The following is a 20765-nucleotide window of genomic DNA, read 5'->3' as shown; positions in this document are numbered from 1 at the left end:
AGCGAAGCCTTTTCTCGTATTATTGAGAAAAGGCTTTATTTTTTGGTAGCAGGAGATAGCTAATAATCATAAAGGAGAAATATTCAATGGCAGAACGCAGACTTTTCACTTCCGAATCCGTAACGGAAGGACATCCGGATAAGATTGCAGATCAGATTTCAGACGCCATTCTGGATGAAATACTAAAAGGGGACCAGCACGCAAGAGTTGCCTGTGAGACAGTTGTCAACACTGGTATGGCAATGATCGTCGGAGAGATAAGTACAAATACTTACGTCGATATCCCCAAAATAGTGAGGGAGACTGTCAAGGAAATCGGATATACCCGTGCCAAATACGGCTATGATTACAAGACGATGTCCGTATTGACGGGTATAGATGAACAGTCTTCGGATATTGCGCAAGGCGTGAATAATGCTGTCGAAACAAGGGAGACGGAAGCCGTTTCAACTGGTGCCGGCGACCAGGGGCTCATGTTCGGTTTCGCCTGTGATGAAACGGAGGAACTGATGCCACTGCCGATCTCATTGGCCCATAAATTATCAAGACGTCTGACACAGGTCAGAAAAGATGGAACCATCGACTACTTGAGACCGGACGGGAAGACGCAGGTCACTGTTGAGTATGACGAAAATAATGCAGTCAAAAGAGTGGATACCATCGTCATTTCATCACAGCACCATGAAGAAGTCGAAACGAAGACGATCCAGGAGGACCTGATCACCCACGTCATCCAGGAAGTGGTGCCGGCAGAACTTCTTGATGAAAATACACGCTATATCATCAACCCGACGGGGCGTTTTGTCATCGGTGGACCTCAAGGAGATGCAGGATTGACCGGCAGGAAAATAATCGTAGATACCTACGGTGGTTATGCCCGCCATGGCGGTGGTGCTTTCAGTGGTAAGGACCCGACCAAAGTCGACCGTTCTGCAGCCTATGCAGCACGATATATCGCTAAAAATATTGTTGCTGCCAAAATTGCCTCAACATGTGAGATCCAGCTTGCATATGCAATCGGAGTCAGTGAACCTGTATCCATATCCGTGGATACTTTCGGTACTTCAGACTATAAGGAATCGGATATCGTCAATGTCATCCGTAGAACATTCAATCTATCTCCGGACGGCATCATAGAGATGCTTGATCTGCGCCGTCCAATCTATAAGAATACTGCAAGCTACGGCCACTTCGGCAGAGAAGACCATGATTTCCCCTGGGAAAGACTGGATAAGGCAGCCCGATTGAAAGAGGCGCTCTCAAGTCTCAAAGTAAACTAAAAAAAGTCCCGGACATTTGTCCGGGACTTTATATTGGATAAGAATTACTCTGACTCTTCAGATGTCTCTTCTTCCATTGTCATTTCTTCAGTAGTTTCCTCTTCCATTGTCTCTTCTTCCATAGTGCCTTCTTCTGTAGTTGCTTCTTCAGTGGATTCTTCACTACCGCCTCCGCCACATGCACCGAGTACGAGCACTGAAGCAAAGCCGCCTGCCATTAGATACTTTTTGAGTTCCATGATTATTCCTCCTAGTTTTTTAACTATAGGTTAATTGATGACACTCGCTATCTCTCTATCTATCTAGCAAGTTAATAACTTATTACCCATGCGAAAAATAATAAAACATGCTGAAACCTATAAATTTTAATTAAGACCAAAAAAAATCACAATAATGGAAGTGGTACCAAATAGCGCTTACAAAAAATAATGAAAAAGCTTGGGGACATTTCCATCAAATTATTTGTTTTTGACCGTAAATGTATATTATTTTGATATAATGAACAAAGCTTCAAGCAAAACAGCTATTCTAATATGGAAGGATTTGAAACAAGGCATGAATACGGAAATCTTTACAGACCCGATTTTTATTGCACTGGCTGCACTGCTGCTCATTATTGCCATTGCTTTCCTGGTCTATTATTTGAAGCATAGAAATAAAGTCGATGCGCTTCAGAAGGACTATGCAAAAGAAAAGGAAAATCTGGTTGAAAAGTATGAATCGGATAATGAAACGCAGCGGCTGGAGCATAAAAAGGAAGTTTCCACGCTGAATGAAAAATATCATGATGAAACAACACTGCTCAACAACAAGCTTTCAAGCCTTCGCCAGTTTACAGTGGACAAGGGGGAATATCTTACGGATCTGTCCCTGATCCAGCTGAAGGACCGCCTCGTTCGTAATGAAAAGATCAGGGAGACGGACATGTACATTCTGTCGAACGTCTATCTGCCATCCAGAAACTATACGAATACAAGAAAGATCGACCACCTGGTACTCACACGTACAGGCATCTATCTGATCGATTCCAAGTACTGGAAAGGGCATATTCTTCACGGTGTGAGCGAAAGCAATTTCGAGGCGCTACCATACGTCGAGTCCTTCTTTGATCTGCTCGACCTGGACAAGTCCAAGGAACAGACCCTGATCTTCGAGAAAGACGATGAAAAGAACGTCTCGGTCAACTATTATAATGATACAATCGAAGAAACCAAGATTTCTGCAGAAAAGCTGAAGAACATTTTCAAGCTGCAGTATGACGTTGTTCCGATCATCTATTTCAATCCGCAGGATAATGGCAACTATTCGATCTCGAACTATTCCACTGATCCATCCATCAAAGTGCTCGTCGGTGAAGAGGAGCTTGAAAACTTCTTCATGAAGTATGTTTTCCATGGCCGTTTCCAGTATACGGTCAAGGATCTCGACGAGATTGCAGAAGCAATCTTCCAATTGAATCCATAAGCCTATTCTTTGTTTTAATGAAAGAAAAGCCCTATAATTTTTTTATAGGGCTTTTTATCCATTCAAAGGAGGCGTCATGATGTCTGAAGAAATCGTGGTACTGAATCCTGCAACCGGTGAAGAGGTTGATCGGATCAGAAAGGATAGCAAAGAGGATATCGAGAAGAAGATCGACAAGGCACATGAAATGTTCAAGCAGTATAAAAAGAAGAACGCACATGACCGCAGTGCACTGATGGTCAGATGGGCAGCGCTCATCCGGGAGAACAAGGATGAGATTGCCGAACTGATTACGAAGGAGAATGGTAAGCCGATCAAGGAAGCCGCAGGAGAAGTGGAGTATGCGTGCAGTTATATCGACTACTATGCCGAAGAAGGCAAAAGAGTGTACGGACGTACAATTCCCCAGCACGAAGATGATGTGCGGCTCGTTGTGACGAAGCAGCCGATCGGTGTTGTTGCTGCCATCACACCGTGGAACTTCCCGGTGGCCATGATGGCAAGGAAGGCGGCACCTGCAGTGGCAGCCGGCTGTACATTCCTGGTAAAGCCGGCAAGTGAAACGCCGCTGTCAGCAATGAGATTCCTTGATCTTGCGCTTGAAGCAGGTTTTGAGGAAGGTGTCATCCAGTATGTCACAGCTTCCGGCAAGGAAGCAGGGGAAGTATTTGCAAAATCTGAAAAAGTCATGAAACTGACATTTACCGGCTCGACTGCCGTCGGTAAGACGCTGATGGAGGGTGCGGCTTCTACAGTAAAGAATATTACGATGGAGCTTGGTGGACACGCACCGCTTGTCGTCCATAAGGATGCAGATCTTGATGTGGCAGTGGAACATGCCATTGCAGCTAAGTTCAGAAATTCCGGTCAGACGTGCGTATGTGCCAACAGGTTCTATGTACATGAAGATATTGCAGAAGCGTTCAGTGAAAAGTTTGCGGAGCAGGTTAAGTCGCTCAAAGTCGGCAACGGCATGGATGAAGATGTCAAAATCGGACCGATGATCAATGAGGATGGCTATGACAAGGTCATTGAGCATATTAATGATGCGAAGGATAAAGGCGGCCACATCATTGCAGGCGGCGAAGGCAATAAGGATTCAGGATACTTCATCGAACCGACTGTCATTACAGGAGCAACGGATGACATGATCATCATGAATGAAGAGACATTCGGTCCCGTCGCACCCATCCAGACATTCGCGGATCTGGATGAAGCGATAGAGAAGGCGAATGACACCGAATATGGTCTCGCAGCCTACTTCTTCACTGAAAGCTATCGTGATGGCATCAGGCTGCAGGAAGGCCTGAACTTCGGTGTACTCGGCTGGAACAACGGCAAACCAAGTGCAGCACACATTCCATTTGGTGGACTGAAGGAAAGCGGCATCGGTCGTGAAGGCGGTCCGGAAGGTATCGAACCTTATCTGGAAACAAAAATCACTTCAATGAAAATATAGAAACATATAGAACAAGTAGAGGCCGCAACGCTTTGTTGCGGCCTTTATTCATGCAGCGATGGATACACCAATCAGCAGTCCGAGCGAAAGCGAGACCAGGCAGAAGAAAAACATCATGAAAGTGTACTTGATCAGTTTCCTGTATTCCTTCTGCTCAAACAGTTTCAGCTGTTCGACGGTGAAAGCGGAGTAGGTCGTGAAACCGCCGAGAAAGCCGAATATGATCATGAAATATAGGAAAGTGCCCTGAATGATCAGAGGCATGGAAATTCCCATGCAAAGGGCTCCTGCAGTGTTCACAGTAAATGCGGCATAGGGCAGGCTGAAGCGTTCAAAAATCCGAAGAGAGGCAATGAAACCTCTCAAGGATGCACCGGCAGCTGCACCAAGTGAGATGAGCAGAATATTGATCATTGCCTCGCTCCACCTGCCTTCCATCCGAGCAGTATCATGGATAGGCCACCGAACAAGTTGATAGCGCCATAAACTGTAAATATCAGGTAGTCACCGATTGAGAGCAGTACGTACTGATCATAGGTCAGTAATGAAAATGTGGTGAAGCTGCCAAGCAGACCGGTTATCAGGAAATCCTGCAAGTAGCCGGTCCGTCCCTTAAATTTGGATAGTACAGTCCCTGCAGCAAAAGCACCGAACATATTCACGGCCAATGTGCCGATGAAAAAGGGGAGCATCATGGAAGCTGCTGCCACGGAAATGGCAAAGCGGAGACTGGCACCAATCATGGCACCGAGCGATATGCATATGTATTTTTTCAAACTTCACCCTCCGTCAATATAATCTGGTAGCATGCAAAATCCTTTAAATATTACTATAATGTTATCATATACTTACAATTGGAGAGAATATCAAAATGGAGCATCAGCACAGAATAGCAATTATAGGCGGAGGGTTTGCAGGCATCTCCATCTTGAACCACCTTGTAGACAGTACAGCCTATGATGAGGAATTGCATATCGATATATATGATAGGGAGCAGATGATGGGTAATGGCCATGCATATCAGGAAGATAGCATGCACCTGCTCCTTAATATACCAACTGAAGCCATGGTCTTTGATGGCAGTGCACCAAGTTTCGAAAACTGGCTTTTGACAAATGGCTATTCTGCAGATACGTATGTGAGCAGGGCTCTGTTTGGCAGATATTTGAGAGACAGGCTGGATGTGCTGTGTACAAAGCATGAGTGCATCACCTTGAACTATTCGATGATCAATGATCTTCAGTATGATTCAACAACAAAACATTTCACCCTTCATGTGGAAGATGAAAAGAGAACATATACACATGTTTTCCTGACAGTTGGCCAGCTCGGATATGATGACCCCTATGACTTGAAGGGGACTCCAAACTACATCCATGACCCATATCCGGTCGAAGAGAAATTGCCGAGATCTGGAGAAATGTCAGTAGGCATCATCGGTTCCGGTCTCTCTGCAATCGACTGCATCCGCTATCTGCTGCTTGAGACCGATGCAAAGGAAGTATATGCATTTTCCAGAAGTGGGGAAATGCCGTCGGTGAGGGGGCCATATAGAGAAGTGGAGTTGCAGTTTTTCACTTATGATCGGCTGCATGAAAAGATTCATAACGAAGAAATCAGCTTTTCAGAAGTCAAAGCACTGTTCATGAAAGAGCTGACCTACCAGGGCATCGATTGGAGACTATTCTATCGGCGGACAGGGAACGCGATACAGGACCTCGAATACGACCTTGAACATTCCGGAGCGGTCGGCCAGCTGCAGTATGTAATATCGAAAGCGAATCCGATATTCAGTGATGTGTACCAGTTTCTCCCGCGGTCGGATAAGCGTAAGTTTCTGGCTAGATATCACCATTTCATCGAAGAGAACCATTCTCCGATGCCAGGGCCGGTAGCAGAAAAGATAATAGAATGGGCGAACTCGGGAAAGCTTCATATCATAGAAGGTGTAAGCGACGTTTCTGCATCGGGAGCATTTGATGTTGAGCTGGCGGACGGCAGGAAATTCACCATGGATGTACTTGTCAATGCTACAGGACCATCTGGAGAAGTACAAAAGAGCAAAGATGGCATCATCAGTAGAATTCTGGACCATTTCCTTGCCACTCCTGATGAATTTGGAGGCATAATGGTCGATCAGAAGGATAGGGTCATCAGTCCAAAAACCGGGACAGTCGATAATATGTATGTGCTGGGCGCTCTGACTTTCGGTTCAAACTATCTATCCAATTCTGTTCATCTGCTCACCAGTAATGCAAAAAAAATCATAGAAAGCTTCCATATGGAAAGAAAATAGAGAGGAGCGCAACCCAGGTTGCGCTCCTCTCTACTTTTTGAACACTTTCGCTAGTGCGAGTCCCGCGACTATCATTCCTGCAGCGGCCGCGCCTGTCTTGAACATCGGATTTTTCGTAATCGACTTTACGACAAGGTTGATGTTCTGGGGACGTTCTGCAAGTCTTCTCATGAAGTAGGCGTACCAGTCGCTTCCGAAAGGTATGTAGACACATACATTGTAGCCTCTATCCACCAGTTCCCGCTGCAGATCCTTACGGAAACCGAAAAGCATCTGGAACTCGAACTGGTCGTTCGGAATGTCATTCTCCTTGATGAACTCGATGATGTTCTCAATGATGTTGTGGTCATGCGTCGCTATGGATGTAAACCCGCTGCCATTGGTCAGGTGAAGTCTGATAAGCAGTTCGAGTGCCTTGTCTATATCGGCCTTCTCCTGTAGTGCCACCTGTGGGGATTCCTTGTATGCCCCTTTGACGAAACGGATTCTGTTGTCTTTATATTTATAGACATCATCCTTGGCAGTGAACAGATAGGACTGGAGCACTGTCCCCACATTGTCGAACTCCTCGATCAATGTATCGACGATGCGGATGGTGTCATCGTAGGAATCATGGTTTTCCATATCTATATTGACGAACATATCCTGTGCCTTTGCCGCCTCGACAATTTCCCTGATATTTAGAAGGCAGAAGTCATAATCTATATGGAGTCCGATCTGTGTCAGCTTGATGGATGCCGAAGCATCGACCCCATTATCTCCAATTGCCTGGATCATCTCCAGAATAAGATCCTTTTCCTTCAGGGCATCCGACCGCTCAGTGACAAACTCACCAAGGTTATCAAAACTGACGCTCATGCCCTGGGCATTGATATCCTTGATTCTTTCGATGGTGTCCTCCACCGTGATTCCGGCGACCACCTTGCTGGCTCCAAACTTCAGGCCAACCTTCTTGCTTGCTTCATTCAGTGCATCATTCTGTGATAGTGCGATGAAAACATCTCTTAGTAATGGCATAATCTACCTCCTGAATCTTCGTACAATTTATATTCTACTCCTGATCACAATTTTTTGACAACTTAAATGTGTATAAATCCGGTTATTTGTAATGAGGAATATGGTCGACATACGTTTCGTTTATTCTTTTCATATCCGCAAGATCTGCTTCCGTCAATTCCCTGACGACTCTGGCAGGTCTGCCGAAGGCCAGTGTATTGGCAGGAATCTCCGTACCCGGTGTCACCAGGCTGCCGGCACCAATGAAGGCGTTCTCTCCGATGACCGCACCGTCGAGTATGGTGGAATCCATACCGATCAGTGCACCCTGTCTGATGGTGCAGCTATGCAGTGTCACCTTGTGGCCGACGGTCACATGATCTTCTATGATGAGCGGCATGTCCGGCGTCTCATGGAGGATGGAGAGGTCCTGGATATTCGTGTGGCTGCCGATGCGGATGGGGCCGATATCGCCTCTCAACACGGTGCCGAACCATACAGATGCATGCGCACCAAGCTCAACATCGCCGATGACGGTTGCATTGGGAGCTATAAAAGCGCTTTCATTTATTTTTGGACTGTATCCCTTATAGTCGATGATCATTTCTCATGTCCTTTCTTCAAACAGATTGATATAATAAGTCTATCATATCAGAAAGAATTAAAGTACGTTAGGAGCATGGCAATGTGGAAATGGGAAACGGATAGGCAGGCAAAGGGTGTCATAGTGGTGGTCCATGATATGCTCGAGCACCATGAGTACTATACGCAGCTGATCTCACAGCTGAGAAATTCAGGATATCACGTCGTCAGCGGTGACCTTCCGGGTCATGGCCAGACGACACGTATGAATAAAGGACACATTTCCGACTTCAGCCAGTACACGGACCGTGTACGGGAATGGCACGAGGTGGCACGTGCCTATAGGCTGCCGACCTTCCTGCTGGGACAAGGTCTAGGAGGTCTGATTGTGATAGAGGCACTGCGTCAGAATCTGGTAGGGGCGGATGGCATCATACTGCTCAACCCGATGCTTTCATTCAAGCAGTCATTCATCAACAGGAAAAATACAATACGTACAAGCATAAGAACAACGAGCGATACGACGCGGTTCGACCCGGGCATTCATTTCAGCCAGTTCACTGAAGATCCGGGATTTCTGGATCAGTATGACAATGATGAGCTGCTTGTCAGAAAAGTGAGCTACCATTGGTACCGGACAGTCATCAACCAGATGAAGGCGACGACGGAATTCATGGAAGATTTTCCTGATGTGCCTGTGCTCGCCATGCTGAGCCGGGGAAATGAGATCATCGAGCCGCTTCTTTCCGCAAAATACATCAAGCAGATGCGTACAAGGGAACTGTCATTGCATATGCTCGATAATATCCAGCACAGTGTGTTCCAGCGCGATGATACGGATGTACCGTACTATCATCTCGAGCGTTTCCTGAATGCCCAGCTGTTCAGGATCGGTCTTATTGGATAAAAGAACAGGAACGCCTGAATTTTCAGGCGTTCCTGTTCTTTTCAATGCATATGATGAAAGGGGCGTCATTCTTCTGGTTGATGAACTGGTACTTCAGTATCTGCGCTTCTTTTTGGGACCACTTGGATAGAGACTCGAGCAGTACATCTTTTTCTGTTTTTCCAGCAGGATGACCGTGGTAGACAACAATGATGATTCTTCCGCCATCAACGAGCAGGTTGAAGATCTTCTCGATGGCAGGCATCGTCGACTCATGGCTGGTGGTGATTGATTGGTCGCCTCTAGGCAAGTACCCAAGATTGAACATGGCTGCTTTTACAGAGGTATCTATATAGCTGTCGGCATTTGCGTGGGAGTCCAGTATGAATTCGATATGATCCATCGTCCCGACGAGTGCGCGGGCATTGGCGAGTGCCTGTTCCTGGACGTCGAAACTGTAGACTCTACCGCTTTCCCCCGTACATGCAGCAAGAAACTTCGTATCATGTCCATTGCCGCATGTAGCATCAACTACAGTATCTCCCTGCTGGATGATTTCTTCAGCCAGAATTTTGGCCTGTGGCAGTATTCGTTTAAGCATTGGTCTTCTCCTTGTAGCGGGTTCCCTGATAGGAGCCTCTTCTTTTCAGTTCGTCATCGATGCTGTTCAGTACGTTCCATTTGTCCGTACTCCACATGGGTCCGATAAGCTGGTCGATCGGTCCGTCACCGGTGATGCGGTGGATGATCATTTCTTCCGGCAGTATTTCAAGCTGATCGCATACGAGCTTTATATATTCATCCTGGCTCAGGAATGATAATCTGCCTTTTTCGTACTGCTTGACCATCGGCGTGCCTTTCAGCAGATGGAGCAGATGGATCTTGATGCCCTGTACATCCATGTCGGCAACAGCCTGTGCTGTCTCCATCATCATTGCATAGTCCTCTTCAGGCAGGCCATTGATGATATGGCTGCATACATTGATATCATGCTTCCTGAGTTTTGCCACGCCTTTATGGTAGCACTGCATATCATGGGCGCGGTTGATCAGCTGGCTTGTCCTGTCATGGATGGTCTGGAGGCCGAGCTCGACCCAGAGATACGTGCGCTCGTTCAATTCCGCAAGGTATTCCACGACGTCATCCGGCAGGCAGTCGGGTCTGGTACCGATGGAAAGTCCGACGACGCCCTCTATTTCCAGTGCTGCCTCGAATTTTTCACGCAATACACTAACAGGCGCATGCGTATTGGTGAACGACTGGAAGTAGGCGATGTATTTGCCGTTCTTCCATTTCTGCTGCTGCATGCGTCCTCTGATCTTCTCGAACTGGACGGGAATCGGATCGACGCGGCTGCCGGCAAAGTCCCCGCTGCCTGCAACGGAACAGAAGGTGCAGCCGCCATAGGCGACGGTGCCGTCCCGGTTCGGACAGTCGAATCCTGCATCCAGTGCCACTTTGAAGATTTTTTCATTGAATGTATTTTTAAGATGATAGTTCAGTGTATGATACCGCTTATCATCAAAACTGTATTCGAAGCCAGTCATTATTTTCACCTCTTATTCCTATTTGGCATTGTACCATATCTGGCTGGTCCGGAAGTACATGATCTGGAAAGATCACTTCGGAAAGGGCAGTTTATAAAGAGCGGGACTTGTTGTAGTATGGAAGAAGAAAAGTGATGTCAAAACGTATAATGCTAAGGAGAAATTATGCTCAAAGTTGAAAAGTTGAACAAGAAGTATGGCAGCAGCTACGCAGTGCGGGATCTTGATTTTACAGTCGGCAGCGGGGAGCTGTTTGCGTTCATCGGTCCGAACGGCTCAGGCAAATCCACAACAATCCGCATGCTGACCGGGCTGCAAAAGGCATCGAGCGGGTCAGTGGAGATGTTCGGGGAAGTGATGGGGCCGGGCAAGACGCACCTGAAGGCAAGGCTCAGCTTCATTCCCGATACGCCGGACCTGATGGGCAAGCTCACCGGCAGGGAATACCTCAATTTCATAGCGAGTGTCTATAAGATTGATGAGACCGTCTTTCTGGAGGAGCAGCAGAAGCTTCTGGCACTGTTCGATCTAGAAGGACGGCTCGATACGCTGATAGAGGAATATTCCCACGGCATGAAGCAGAAGGTGGCATTGATCGGAGCACTCGTCCATAAGCCGGATATCCTCTTTCTCGATGAGCCGACAGTGGGGCTTGACCCGAAGAGCAACAGGAATCTCAAAGATCATCTGCGTGACTACATCAAGTCGGGCCGTACGGTTTTTCTGACGACCCACAATCTTTCGCTTGCTGAAGAGATCGCAACGGATATACTCATCATCTATAATGGAAGAAAGTTGGCCCAGGGCACTTTATCGGAGCTTAGAGAAGCGAATGGGAATGCCTCGGCACGGCTCGAAGATATCTTTCTGGAATTGACAGAGGTGGACCGAAATGATCCGTCTGATACTTGATACGGAACGGCGTGCGCTCTTCAACTATTGGAAAGTGCTGGGTGAATCGAAAAGAATCCTCTATATACTGATCGGTCTCCTGTTGCTGCTGATTCCTCTGCCACTCGTGACGACACTGCTGTTCTCGATCACCGCTTCGCTCGATGAGAACTATATGGACCTGTATCTTCTGATACTGTCGGTTGCCAGTGGGGTCATACTCATCCTGGTGTCGATACATTTCATCATCAAGGATATGATTCTGAGCGGAAGTATAACGCACTACATGTCGTATCCGATATCTGCAGCGGAACTGTTCCATGCGAAGTTCATCAAGCACAATCTGCTTTATTCAACTTCCATCATGCTGCCACTGTCAATAATAGTAGGTGCAGCGCTCGCTGTAAGATATGATCAATGGCTGCTGCTGCCAAACAGCATTGTCTACTTCATTGTGCTGGGGTTGGTTTTCACTTCCATTTCGTTCGGACTTGTATTTCTGACGGCAAACATCCTGCCGGTTAAAAAAGTCAGTGAAATACTCGCTTTTCTCGGTGGCATGTCATTTCTGCTGATCTACGTCATCATGTTTGCGATTGCCGACTCGTTTACGGGCATATTGGCGATGTTCCCTCAATTGCCGGTGTTATACAGCGGCGTTCTATATGATTACAGTGCTGTCCCGGGCATACTCGGCCCAATCATCATGATCCTGGCCGCAATCGCCATCATCATATCGACCAGATTCATCGTAGTACGCGCAATAGACAGAGTAGGGGTCGCAGAAGGGCATTCGGCCGGGAAGAGGAAGACCGGCAGAAGCAGCATCAGCCATCCTGTCATCGTGCTGGTGTCCAAGGATCTGAAGCTGTCGTACCGGAACTACAGGGAACTTGCTGTCCTGCTGCCCCTATATGTGCTGCCGCTCGTGCTTGTCTACTTCTCCTCACCGGCAGAAGCAGAGACGCGGTCGCTCGTCATGGGAGGCAGCCAGCTGCTCTCGGCAGCTGCCGGAGGTGCACTGATCACCGCATTATACATCAGTGCCCACCATACCGCGCGGGATGCGGAGCACTTCCAGATGGTGCAGCTGCTGCCGGTACAAGGCACCAAGCTCGCACTGGCCAAATATCTTTTCAACCTCGTGGCGACTGTACCAATCCTCATGGTCATTTTCACCATCACATGGTTTTTCTCGACAGCTGGAGTGGAAACCTTGCTGTTCATGCTTCCAGGCATCGTGCTGGTCTGTCTTGCCGCGGTGCCGGTCGGCATGCTGATCGGCAGTTCAAGTCCCGTGGTGAGCCGGAAAAATCCATCGAAACGGCTCGATACAAAAAGCGGCATCATCATCACGATGATCATGTTCTTCGTCTTCATGATGATCTCGATGCTTCCATTAATTCTGGAAGGAATGGCAGTGGGCATCCGGCAGGGGCTGATTGCCATGGCTATACTCGGCATATGCGCTATCATATCCTGGTTCATACTCGGCAGCGTAGCGAAGAAATACGACTCAGGTTTCAAAATCACTTATAAGGACTGATGGCAATGACAGAACTCTATTATATGAATACACCGATCGGCTGGCTGAAGATCCGTGCCGCCAGGGACCGTATTGTCGAACTGGACCACGTGCTGGAGATGGAAGTGCCGAATGAGGTTGATCTCGATGGATCCTCCCCGGTCATCAGGCAGTGTGTCAGGGAACTTCAGGAGTATTTCAGCGGGTCGCGCACCCATTTCGATGTACCGCTTGAGTTTACCGCCGGGACGCCGTTCCAGCAGAAAGTATGGCAGCGTCTCATCGAGATACCCTATGGTGAGACAATCAGCTATAAGATGCTGGCTGCGGACTGCGGGGGACCGAATCATTCGAGGGCGGTGGCGAATGCCAATGGAAAGAATCCGATATCGATCATCGTACCGTGCCACCGGGTCATTGCATCGGATGGTTCACTTGGCGGCTACACGGGCGGTCTTGATAAAAAGCGCGGTCTGCTTCACGTTGAAGGCATCGATATATCTGCCACTTGAAGATACATCTTGCCAATTGTATGAATATAATCTATATTTATAAGTGTTGGAGTCAGTAGTATACGGATGCATTTCAAGAGAGCTGGTGGATGCTGCGAACCAGTAGTGGATGTATATGAACTTGTCCAGATCAAAACTAATCTTATCAAATGAAGTTGCACTTAACGGTGAATGCGGGTGGTACCGCGGTCGTATAGATATATGATCGTCCCATGCTTATACAGGCATGGGATTATTTATATTCAAGGAGGATTCTTATGGCGTTCAATCATCAGGATATTGAAAAGAAATGGCAGACACACTGGGAACAGGAAAAGATATTCAGGACAGAGGAAGAGTATGACAAGAAAAAATTCTACGCACTCGACATGTTCCCTTATCCATCAGGCGCCGGGCTTCATGTCGGGCACCCGGAAGGCTATACCGCAACAGACATCATTTCAAGAATGAAAAGGATGCAGGGATACAATGTACTGCACCCGATTGGCTGGGATGCGTTTGGACTGCCGGCTGAGCAGTACGCCATCGATACCGGCAATGATATCCGTGAATTCAATGAAAAGAATATCGACAACTTCCGCCGCCAGATCAAGGAGCTCGGATTCAGCTATGACTGGGACCGTGAAATCAATACGACGGATCCTGAGTACTACAAATGGACCCAGTGGATTTTCATCCAGCTCTACAACAAGGGGCTGGCCTATGTCGATGAAGTGCCGGTGAACTGGTGCGAAGCACTGGGAACGGTGCTTGCCAATGAAGAGGTCATCGATGGTGTGTCGGAACGCGGGGGACACCCTGTCGTCAGAAAGCCGATGAAGCAGTGGATGCTCAAGATCACGGCATATGCCGATCGTCTGCTTGAAGATCTTGAGGATCTGGACTGGCCGGAATCACTGAAGGATATGCAGAGAAACTGGATCGGCAGATCTGAAGGGGCGAACATCACTTTCCAGATCGAAGGCACAGGTGAATCATTCACTGCCTTTACAACGCGTCCGGATACAATCCACGGTGCAACGTATGCCGTATTGTCACCTGAACATGCACTGATCGATGACATTACAACGGATGAGTACAGATCACAGATCGAAGCCTATCAGGAGAAGGCTGCGAGGAAGAGTGAGCTGGAACGTACAGACCTGTCGAAGGAGAAGTCGGGCGCATTCACAGGCGCCTATGCCATCAATCCACTTTCCGGCGAAAAAATGCCGATATGGATTGCGGACTATGTTCTTGCTTCATACGGCACCGGCGCCATCATGGCTGTACCGGCGCATGATGCGCGCGACTACGAATTCGCCAAGGAATACGACCTGCCGATCAAGGCGGTCGTGGAAGGCGGCGACATTGATGAGGAAGCATACACTGGAGACGGTATTCACATCAATTCCGGCGAACTCGATGGTCTCGACAAGGAAGCGGCCATTACAAAAGCCATTGAAATACTGAGCGAAAAGGGTGCCGGAGAACAGAAGACCACGTACAAGCTTCGTGACTGGCTGTTTGCACGCCAACGCTACTGGGGCGAACCGATTCCTGTCGTCTACTGGGAAGATGGTACGATGAGTGTGCTGGATGAAGCGGAACTGCCGCTCATGCTGCCTGAAATGGACGAAATCAAGCCTTCAGGCACGGGTGAATCTCCACTCGCCAATAATGAGGAATGGCTCACAGTCGTGAGGGAAGATGGCGTCAAAGGCCGCAGGGAAACGAATACGATGCCGCAATGGGCAGGCAGCTGCTGGTACTATTTGAGGTTCATCGATCCGCATAATACCGAAGCACTTGCTTCGAAAGAAAAGCTTCAGCACTGGATGCCTGTCGATCTCTATATCGGCGGTGCAGAACATGCTGTACTGCACCTGCTCTACGCGAGGTTCTGGCACAAGGTGCTGTATGATGTCGGTGTGGTGGAAACGAAGGAGCCGTTCCAGAAGCTGTTCAACCAGGGCATGATCCTTGGTGAAGGCAACGAAAAGATGAGCAAGTCCAAGGGCAATGTCATCAACCCGGATGATATCGTCATCTCACACGGTGCGGATACGCTCCGACTGTACGAGATGTTCATGGGGCCGCTCGACGCTTCCATCGCATGGAGTGACAACGGTCTTGACGGTGCACGCCGCTTCCTCGACCGCGTCTGGAGACTGCTTGTCGATGAGAATGGACAGCTGAAGGACAGTGTCGTCGAAAGTGCGACACCTGCGCTCGATAAGGTATACCACGCGACGGTCAGGAAAGTGACTGAAGACTTCGAGTCCCTGAATTTCAATACTGCCATTTCGCAGCTCATGGTGTTCATCAATGAAGGCTACAAGCAGGAACAGATGAACCGCGGGTATATTGAAGGTTTCGTCAAACTGCTGTCGCCTGTCGCCCCCCACGTTGCTGAAGAACTCTGGGAAAAACTCGGGTACAGTGAAACCATCAGCTATGCAGCATGGCCGGCATTCGATGAGTCGAAGCTCGTTGAAGATGAAGTTGAAATCGTCATCCAGGTCAATGGCAAGGTCAAGGAAAAGATGAACGTCCCGGCTGAAGCCGGCAAGGAAGATCTCGAACGCATCGCAATCGAGTCGGACCGTGTACAGGAGGCCATCCGTGAAAAGACGGTGAGGAAGGTCATCGTTGTACCGGGCAAACTTGTAAATATCGTTGCAAACTAGCAGAAGACCTCCCGGAATCCGGGAGGTCTTTCTATTTGGTAGTGCTGTGGCCGGCTACATAGCCGGTGACCAGTGCACTCGTAATATTATAGCCGCCTGTATATCCGTGGATATCCAGTACTTCTCCTGCGAAATACAGTCCTTTTGTCACCCGGCTCTCCATCGTCTGTGGTGTGATCTCCTTGAGTGATACACCACCGCCGGTAACAAAGGCCTTCTCGATGGACTGGGTGCCATCGATACGGAATTCGAAGCCTTTCAGAAACTGGATGATCTGTTCCGTATTTTCCTTGGAGACGTGATGCCCGTTCACCGAGCCATCGATTTCAAGGAAGTCGAGCAGGAACAGGACAAGGCGTTCCTGGAGCAGCGTCTTCAGTGTATTCTTCAGAGAGCGGTCACGGTTGCCGGCGATTGTTTCCTCGATCATATCACGCAGCTGACCTGCACTTTTGCCGGGGAAGAAATCCAGTGACATGAGTATGACTTTCTTCTTCTGGCTCTTCTGCTCCTTATAGACGAACTGGCTGCAGCGCAGTGCTGCCGGACCACTGACACCGAAATGGGTGAAGATCATATCCATCCTGTGCGTCACCCTCGGCTTTCTATTCTTCTTCAGAACGGAAAGGGCCACGTCCGAGAGACTGAGTCCTTTCAGTCTGCCTTCTCGGATGAAGGCTTCCGGCGAAGTGATGGGCACTTCCGTCGCGAAAAGCTCTGTGATCGTATGGCCCAAAGAAGCGGCAAAACGGTGGCCATCCCCCGTCGATCCGGTCTGTGGGACACTCCTGCCACCGGTAGTGATGATGACGTTTTCTGCTTCAAGAATTGATCCGTCCTGCAGTCTGACGCCTGTCACCTGTTCTTCATCCGTCAGAATTTCCTTGACGATGGTCTCGGTCCGTACTTCCACATTGTGTTCTTCAAGTGTTGCAAGGAAGACGTCCAGTATATCCTGTGCCTTATCCGTGACCGGAAACATCCTGCCATGATCCTCCTCCTTCAGGCTGACGCCCCGGGATTCAACGAAATGGATGATGCTCTCATTGTCGAAAGTACTGAACGGGCCATACAGGAATTTCCCGTTTCCCGGTATATGGCTGATGATCTCCTCATAAGGCAGACGGTTGGTCACGTTGCAGCGGCCGCCACCCGAGATGAGGAGTTTCTTTCCGAGTGACCTGTTCTTCTCTATGAGCAGTACGCGATTGCCATTTTCTGAGGCGGCATGCGCGGCCATGAGGCCGCTTACACCACCACCGACTACTATCGTATGATACATGGGATGTTCTCCTTTTTGTTTAAAACTGATATGCTTTCGATTATAATGGATATTATTCTTAATGTAAGAGGGTTATAAAATGTCTGATTCGAATAAACTGGTACGGGGTACATTCCTTCTCACCATTGCTACATTCATCACCAAGCTACTGGGAATGCTGTATCTCATTCCATTTTACAGTATTATGGGCGGGGAAGAAAATCTTGCCCTGTACGGCTATGCGTATACACCGTATACCATCATGCTCTCCATAGCAGCCGCCGGTGTGCCGGGGGCCGTATCCAAATATATTTCAAAGTATAATGCACTGGGTGCCTATGCAACCAGTCAGAAACTGTACCGGTCGAGCCTGATTGTCATGATGGCATCAGGTTTAATTGCGTTTCTTGCGCTTTTCATTGCAGCGCCATTCATCGCGGAGCTGCAGATGCTTGCAGCCGGGGACGGGGCACACAGATGGTCGACTGATGATATCACGCGCATCATCAGGGTCGTCAGTGTCGCAGTCATCGTCGTACCGTTCATGGCGACATGGCGGGGCATTTTCCAGGGATTTGAATCATTTGGACCGACAAGTGTCTCCGCCGTCATCGAGCAGGCGATCAGAATCATCTTCCTGCTCGGAGGTGCCTTCCTTGTTCTGAACGTGTGGGGCGGTACGGTACAGACAGCAAATGAAATTGCAGTCTTTGCCGCTTTCGTCGGCGTCCTTGGTTCCATGGCGACACTCCTGTATTTCTGGAGAAAAAGGAAGAATCACATTGATGAAATGATTGCATCGGATAATACCGAGTATGACTTCTCCTATCGTGAAATGTATTCTGAAATCATCCGCTACGGTATTCCATTCATCATCGTCAGCATCAGCATCCCGCTGACGCTGTTCATCGACCAGCTGACACATAACAACGGTCTCGCCCTAGTCGGCGTACCGGAGGAGTACCATGATGCATGGTTCGGCATGCTCAATCTGACGACCCACAAGCTCGTCATGATTCCGACTGCCTTTGCTTCCGCCTTTGCAATCACGGTCCTGCCATTCATTACGAAGAACTATCAGAAAGGCAATATGGAAGGGGTCCATCAGCAGATCAGAATGATGGTGCTCATGCTGCTCTTCTTCGTCATTCCCGCTGCACTCGGCATGATGATCCTGTCGGCGCCGCTTTATACATCATTCTATGAATTCAATGCGATGGGCATAAAGATCCTGCTGTTCTATGCGCCTGTCAGCATTGCGATTTCACTGTTCACGATCACCTGCTCGGTTGTCCAGGGGATAGACAAGCAGAATCTGACACTCTATGTGGTTCTAGCCATGCTAGCCATCAAGGCGGCCATCAACATCCCGCTGATCATCCAGTTCGGTACAGTCGGTGCCGTAATGGGTACAGGCATTGCTCTCAGCATCGGTGCACTGATCAACTTCCTGATCATCAAACGATATGGCAGATTCCACTTCAGGTCGCTCGTGAAGCCTCTCATCCAGATCGTCGTCTACAGTCTGGCGATGCTGCTTGTTGTGGAACTCATCTACTATGCATTCATTTTCAACATGGAAGTCGAGCAGAAGATCAACTCCATCATCATCATGGCAGTTGCCGTGCCAGCTGGTGGCTTTGTATACATGCTCCTTTCTTTCAAAAGTGGACTGGCGGATGAGATTCTAGGCAGTCGGGCGGATAAGATAAGAAAGAGATTGAAGGTGCTCTAGATGAGGCTTGATAAATATCTGTCGAATGCAGGGACAGGCAGCCGCAGTAAGGTCAAGGCAATGATCAAAAAGAAGCGGGTCGAGGTCGACGGTGTGGTTGCGACCGACCCGAAGTCGGAAACAGCCCACGACAGTGTTGTCATGGTCGATGGTGTACGCATAATACTTGAAAACCATATATACTTGATGCTCAACAAGCCGAAAGGCGTCATTTCTTCCACTGAGAAAGGACAGGCACGAACAGTGATGGATCTGATCGATCACCCGCAGAAGGATGAACTGTTCCCGGTAGGCAGGCTGGATAAGGATACGACCGGCCTGCTGCTGATTACCAATGATGGCAGATTTGCCCATGAGCTGCTGAGTCCAAAGCATAAGATCGGCAAGACCTATGTGGCAAAACTGAAGAAGGATGTTTCATCATCCGACATTGAAACGCTTGAAAAAGGCATTCCATTGAAGGATTTCACCACTGCGCCCGCAGCGGCCAGAAGGATTGCCGAAAGGGAGGTCGAGCTGACCATCACCGAAGGCAAGTTCCATCAGGTGAAAAGAATGTTCCAGTATCTCGGGAACGAAGTGACTGACCTCCACCGGACCCGGATCGGTGAAATGGTGCTTGATGAAATACTGCCGGCAGGCAGCTGCAGAAGATTGCATGAAAATGAGCTCAAGTTGTTGAAAAAGGTTTAGCCCCAAGGGGAAGGGGTAAATACCAATCAGATATTCAAAATAAAACTTTATAAGAGGTGTTGGAAATGGCTAGGAAAACTGGAGGATTACTGAAAGTTGCAGCAATGCTTGGACTTGCAGTGGCAGCAAAGCAATTATCCAAGAAAGAGAACCGCGATGTAGTTAAAAATGAATACAATAAAGTAAAAGAAGACCCTAAAGGCTATGCCCAGAATGTGCAGGAGAAACTTTCCAAGCAGGCTGGCGAGTATCAGGAGATGGCCAAGAATGAATATGGCAAGGTCAAGGAAGATCCTAAAGGCTATGCCCAGAACGTCCAGGGTAAAGTGACGGAGCAGGCTTCAGGCTATCAGGAGAAATTCACCAAACAGGCGGGCGAATACCAGGAGAAAGCCAAATCCGAGTTCAACAAGGCTAAGGAAGATCCTAAAGGCTATGCACGCCATGCCCAGGATAAGGTCAAATCCAGAATGAATAAGGAAGAGGCCGACCAGGAGCCGAATGATGAAAATGAAGAAAACAACCAGAATGACAAGATTTCTCCTACTCAAGGGGAGAGCAGCGTAGATGATGACGGCGAAGAGCATTTTACAAAGCCTGACAGAATGGATGCAGAAGGTCAGCTCACTGCCGAGCAGATGAATAACGAGTGGATTTCGGAAGGTGGTCTTCATCCCCAGGAGAATCTGCAGGATGATGTATCCTTCGGCGGTCTGAACAAGGATAATGCTACAGACGTCGATGTAGTGGATGATCAGGGCGAGAAGAACGAAAACCATAATATCCACGTCGTCACTGATGATGATAGCAATAAAGACAGCAAGTCAAACGGCAATAAGAACAGCAGCAAGTCGAATAACAGCAATTCCAACAACAGCAAATAGTCAGTTTTTCAAGGGAACAGGCGCATTTATTGCCCTGTTCCCTTGTTTTTGCATTTCTTTTTCTTTATTATTGTAAAAAAGATTA

Annotated in this window: 20 protein-coding genes; 12 read left to right on the top strand and 8 right to left on the bottom strand. The window is 48.3% G+C overall.

Translation table 11 applies throughout. The annotated features are described in order from the left end of the window. The first annotated feature begins 86 nt into the window (after positions 1-86). Positions 87-1280, top strand: a complete 1194-nt coding sequence (gene metK / locus FO441_RS05715) for a methionine adenosyltransferase (protein WP_145287050.1) — start codon at positions 87-89, stop codon at positions 1278-1280. A 44-nt stretch (positions 1281-1324) separates the two neighbouring features. Here the strand turns inward: metK and FO441_RS05710 are convergent, their stop codons facing one another. Then, the gene (locus tag FO441_RS05710) at positions 1325-1519 is read right to left on the bottom strand and encodes a hypothetical protein (RefSeq protein WP_145287047.1); all 195 of its coding nucleotides are present in this window, start codon (positions 1517-1519) and stop codon (positions 1325-1327) included. Between the two features lie 316 nt (positions 1520-1835). Here FO441_RS05710 and FO441_RS05705 point away from each other — a divergent pair, with 316 nt between their 5' ends. Together FO441_RS05705 and FO441_RS05700 are read left to right on the top strand one after the other, a co-directional pair. Next, positions 1836-2744, top strand: coding sequence for a nuclease-related domain-containing protein (locus FO441_RS05705; RefSeq protein WP_145287044.1), 909 nt, complete (start codon positions 1836-1838; stop codon positions 2742-2744). Between the two features lie 79 nt (positions 2745-2823). Further along, positions 2824-4203, top strand: a complete 1380-nt coding sequence (locus tag FO441_RS05700) for an NAD-dependent succinate-semialdehyde dehydrogenase (protein WP_145287041.1) — start codon at positions 2824-2826, stop codon at positions 4201-4203. Between the two features lie 48 nt (positions 4204-4251). Here FO441_RS05700 and FO441_RS05695 read toward each other — a convergent pair whose 3' ends face one another. Continuing rightward, the gene (locus FO441_RS05695) at positions 4252-4617 is read right to left on the bottom strand and encodes a fluoride efflux transporter FluC (protein WP_145287037.1); all 366 of its coding nucleotides are present in this window, start codon (positions 4615-4617) and stop codon (positions 4252-4254) included. Continuing rightward, entirely contained in the window at positions 4614-4979 is a 366-nt protein-coding gene (locus FO441_RS05690) for a fluoride efflux transporter FluC (protein ID WP_145287035.1), read from the bottom strand. The genes FO441_RS05695 and FO441_RS05690 overlap by 4 nt, the downstream gene beginning before the upstream one ends. 95 nt (positions 4980-5074) lie before the next feature. Here FO441_RS05690 and FO441_RS05685 point away from each other — a divergent pair, with 95 nt between their 5' ends. Beyond that, positions 5075-6499, top strand: a complete 1425-nt coding sequence (locus FO441_RS05685; protein WP_145287032.1) for an FAD/NAD(P)-binding protein — start codon at positions 5075-5077, stop codon at positions 6497-6499. Between the two features lie 30 nt (positions 6500-6529). On the opposite strand, the gene FO441_RS05680 is transcribed toward FO441_RS05685, so the two are convergent. Both FO441_RS05680 and FO441_RS05675 read right to left on the bottom strand, forming a co-directional pair. After that, positions 6530-7516 carry a proline dehydrogenase family protein gene (locus tag FO441_RS05680; RefSeq protein ID WP_145287029.1) on the bottom strand — a complete coding sequence of 329 codons (987 nt, stop codon included), beginning with the start codon at positions 7514-7516 and terminating at the stop codon, positions 6530-6532. An 82-nt stretch (positions 7517-7598) separates the two neighbouring features. Continuing rightward, on the bottom strand, positions 7599-8099 hold the full coding sequence (locus FO441_RS05675) for a gamma carbonic anhydrase (RefSeq protein ID WP_145287026.1): 501 nt from the start codon (positions 8097-8099) through the stop codon (positions 7599-7601). Positions 8100-8180: 81 nt separating this feature from the next. On the opposite strand from FO441_RS05675, the gene FO441_RS05670 reads away from it, so the two are divergent. After that, positions 8181-8984: an alpha/beta fold hydrolase gene (locus FO441_RS05670; RefSeq protein WP_145287023.1), complete on the top strand. Its 804-nt coding sequence runs from the start codon at positions 8181-8183 to the stop codon at positions 8982-8984. Between the two features lie 22 nt (positions 8985-9006). Here the strand turns inward: FO441_RS05670 and mnmM are convergent, their stop codons facing one another. Then, positions 9007-9564 carry a tRNA 5-(aminomethyl)-2-thiouridylate-methyltransferase MnmM gene (gene mnmM / locus FO441_RS05665; protein ID WP_145287020.1) on the bottom strand — a complete coding sequence of 186 codons (558 nt, stop codon included), beginning with the start codon at positions 9562-9564 and terminating at the stop codon, positions 9007-9009. Further along, the gene (gene mnmL / locus FO441_RS05660) at positions 9557-10510 is read right to left on the bottom strand and encodes a tRNA modification radical SAM protein MnmL/YtqA (protein ID WP_145287018.1); all 954 of its coding nucleotides are present in this window, start codon (positions 10508-10510) and stop codon (positions 9557-9559) included. The genes mnmM and mnmL overlap by 8 nt, the downstream gene beginning before the upstream one ends. Positions 10511-10675: 165 nt before the next feature. Between mnmL and FO441_RS05655 the strand changes: the two genes are divergently transcribed. From FO441_RS05655 to leuS, 4 genes are all read left to right on the top strand, one after another. Further along, on the top strand, positions 10676-11422 hold the full coding sequence (locus FO441_RS05655; protein ID WP_145287015.1) for an ABC transporter ATP-binding protein: 747 nt from the start codon (positions 10676-10678) through the stop codon (positions 11420-11422). Next, positions 11403-12947, top strand: a complete 1545-nt coding sequence (locus FO441_RS05650) for a hypothetical protein (protein WP_145287013.1) — start codon at positions 11403-11405, stop codon at positions 12945-12947. The genes FO441_RS05655 and FO441_RS05650 overlap by 20 nt, the downstream gene beginning before the upstream one ends. Before the next feature lie 5 nt (positions 12948-12952). Then, on the top strand, positions 12953-13438 hold the full coding sequence (locus FO441_RS05645) for a methylated-DNA--[protein]-cysteine S-methyltransferase (RefSeq protein ID WP_186365471.1): 486 nt from the start codon (positions 12953-12955) through the stop codon (positions 13436-13438). A gap of 257 nt (positions 13439-13695) precedes the next feature. Next, positions 13696-16107 (top strand): leucine--tRNA ligase, encoded by a 2412-nt coding sequence (gene leuS / locus FO441_RS05640; RefSeq protein WP_145287008.1) that lies wholly within the window; start codon positions 13696-13698, stop codon positions 16105-16107. Positions 16108-16138: 31 nt separating this feature from the next. On the opposite strand, the gene FO441_RS05635 is transcribed toward leuS, so the two are convergent. Beyond that, a complete protein-coding gene (locus FO441_RS05635; RefSeq protein ID WP_145287005.1) occupies positions 16139-17389 on the bottom strand; it encodes a BaiN/RdsA family NAD(P)/FAD-dependent oxidoreductase in 1251 nt (416 codons plus the stop codon). A gap of 79 nt (positions 17390-17468) precedes the next feature. Between FO441_RS05635 and FO441_RS05630 the strand changes: the two genes are divergently transcribed. From FO441_RS05630 to FO441_RS05620, 3 genes are all read left to right on the top strand, one after another. Further along, a complete protein-coding gene (locus tag FO441_RS05630) occupies positions 17469-19103 on the top strand; it encodes a putative polysaccharide biosynthesis protein (RefSeq protein WP_145287002.1) in 1635 nt (544 codons plus the stop codon). Next, a complete protein-coding gene (locus FO441_RS05625) occupies positions 19104-19796 on the top strand; it encodes a pseudouridine synthase (protein ID WP_145286999.1) in 693 nt (230 codons plus the stop codon). Positions 19797-19861: 65 nt separating this feature from the next. Continuing rightward, positions 19862-20680: a hypothetical protein gene (locus FO441_RS05620; RefSeq protein WP_145286996.1), complete on the top strand. Its 819-nt coding sequence runs from the start codon at positions 19862-19864 to the stop codon at positions 20678-20680. The last annotated feature ends 85 nt before the right edge of the window (positions 20681-20765 follow it).

This window comes from Salinicoccus cyprini (genome assembly GCF_007713705.1).
Lineage (GTDB): Bacteria > Bacillota > Bacilli > Staphylococcales > Salinicoccaceae > Salinicoccus > Salinicoccus cyprini.
This window is presented reverse-complemented; position numbering and strand designations above follow the sequence as displayed.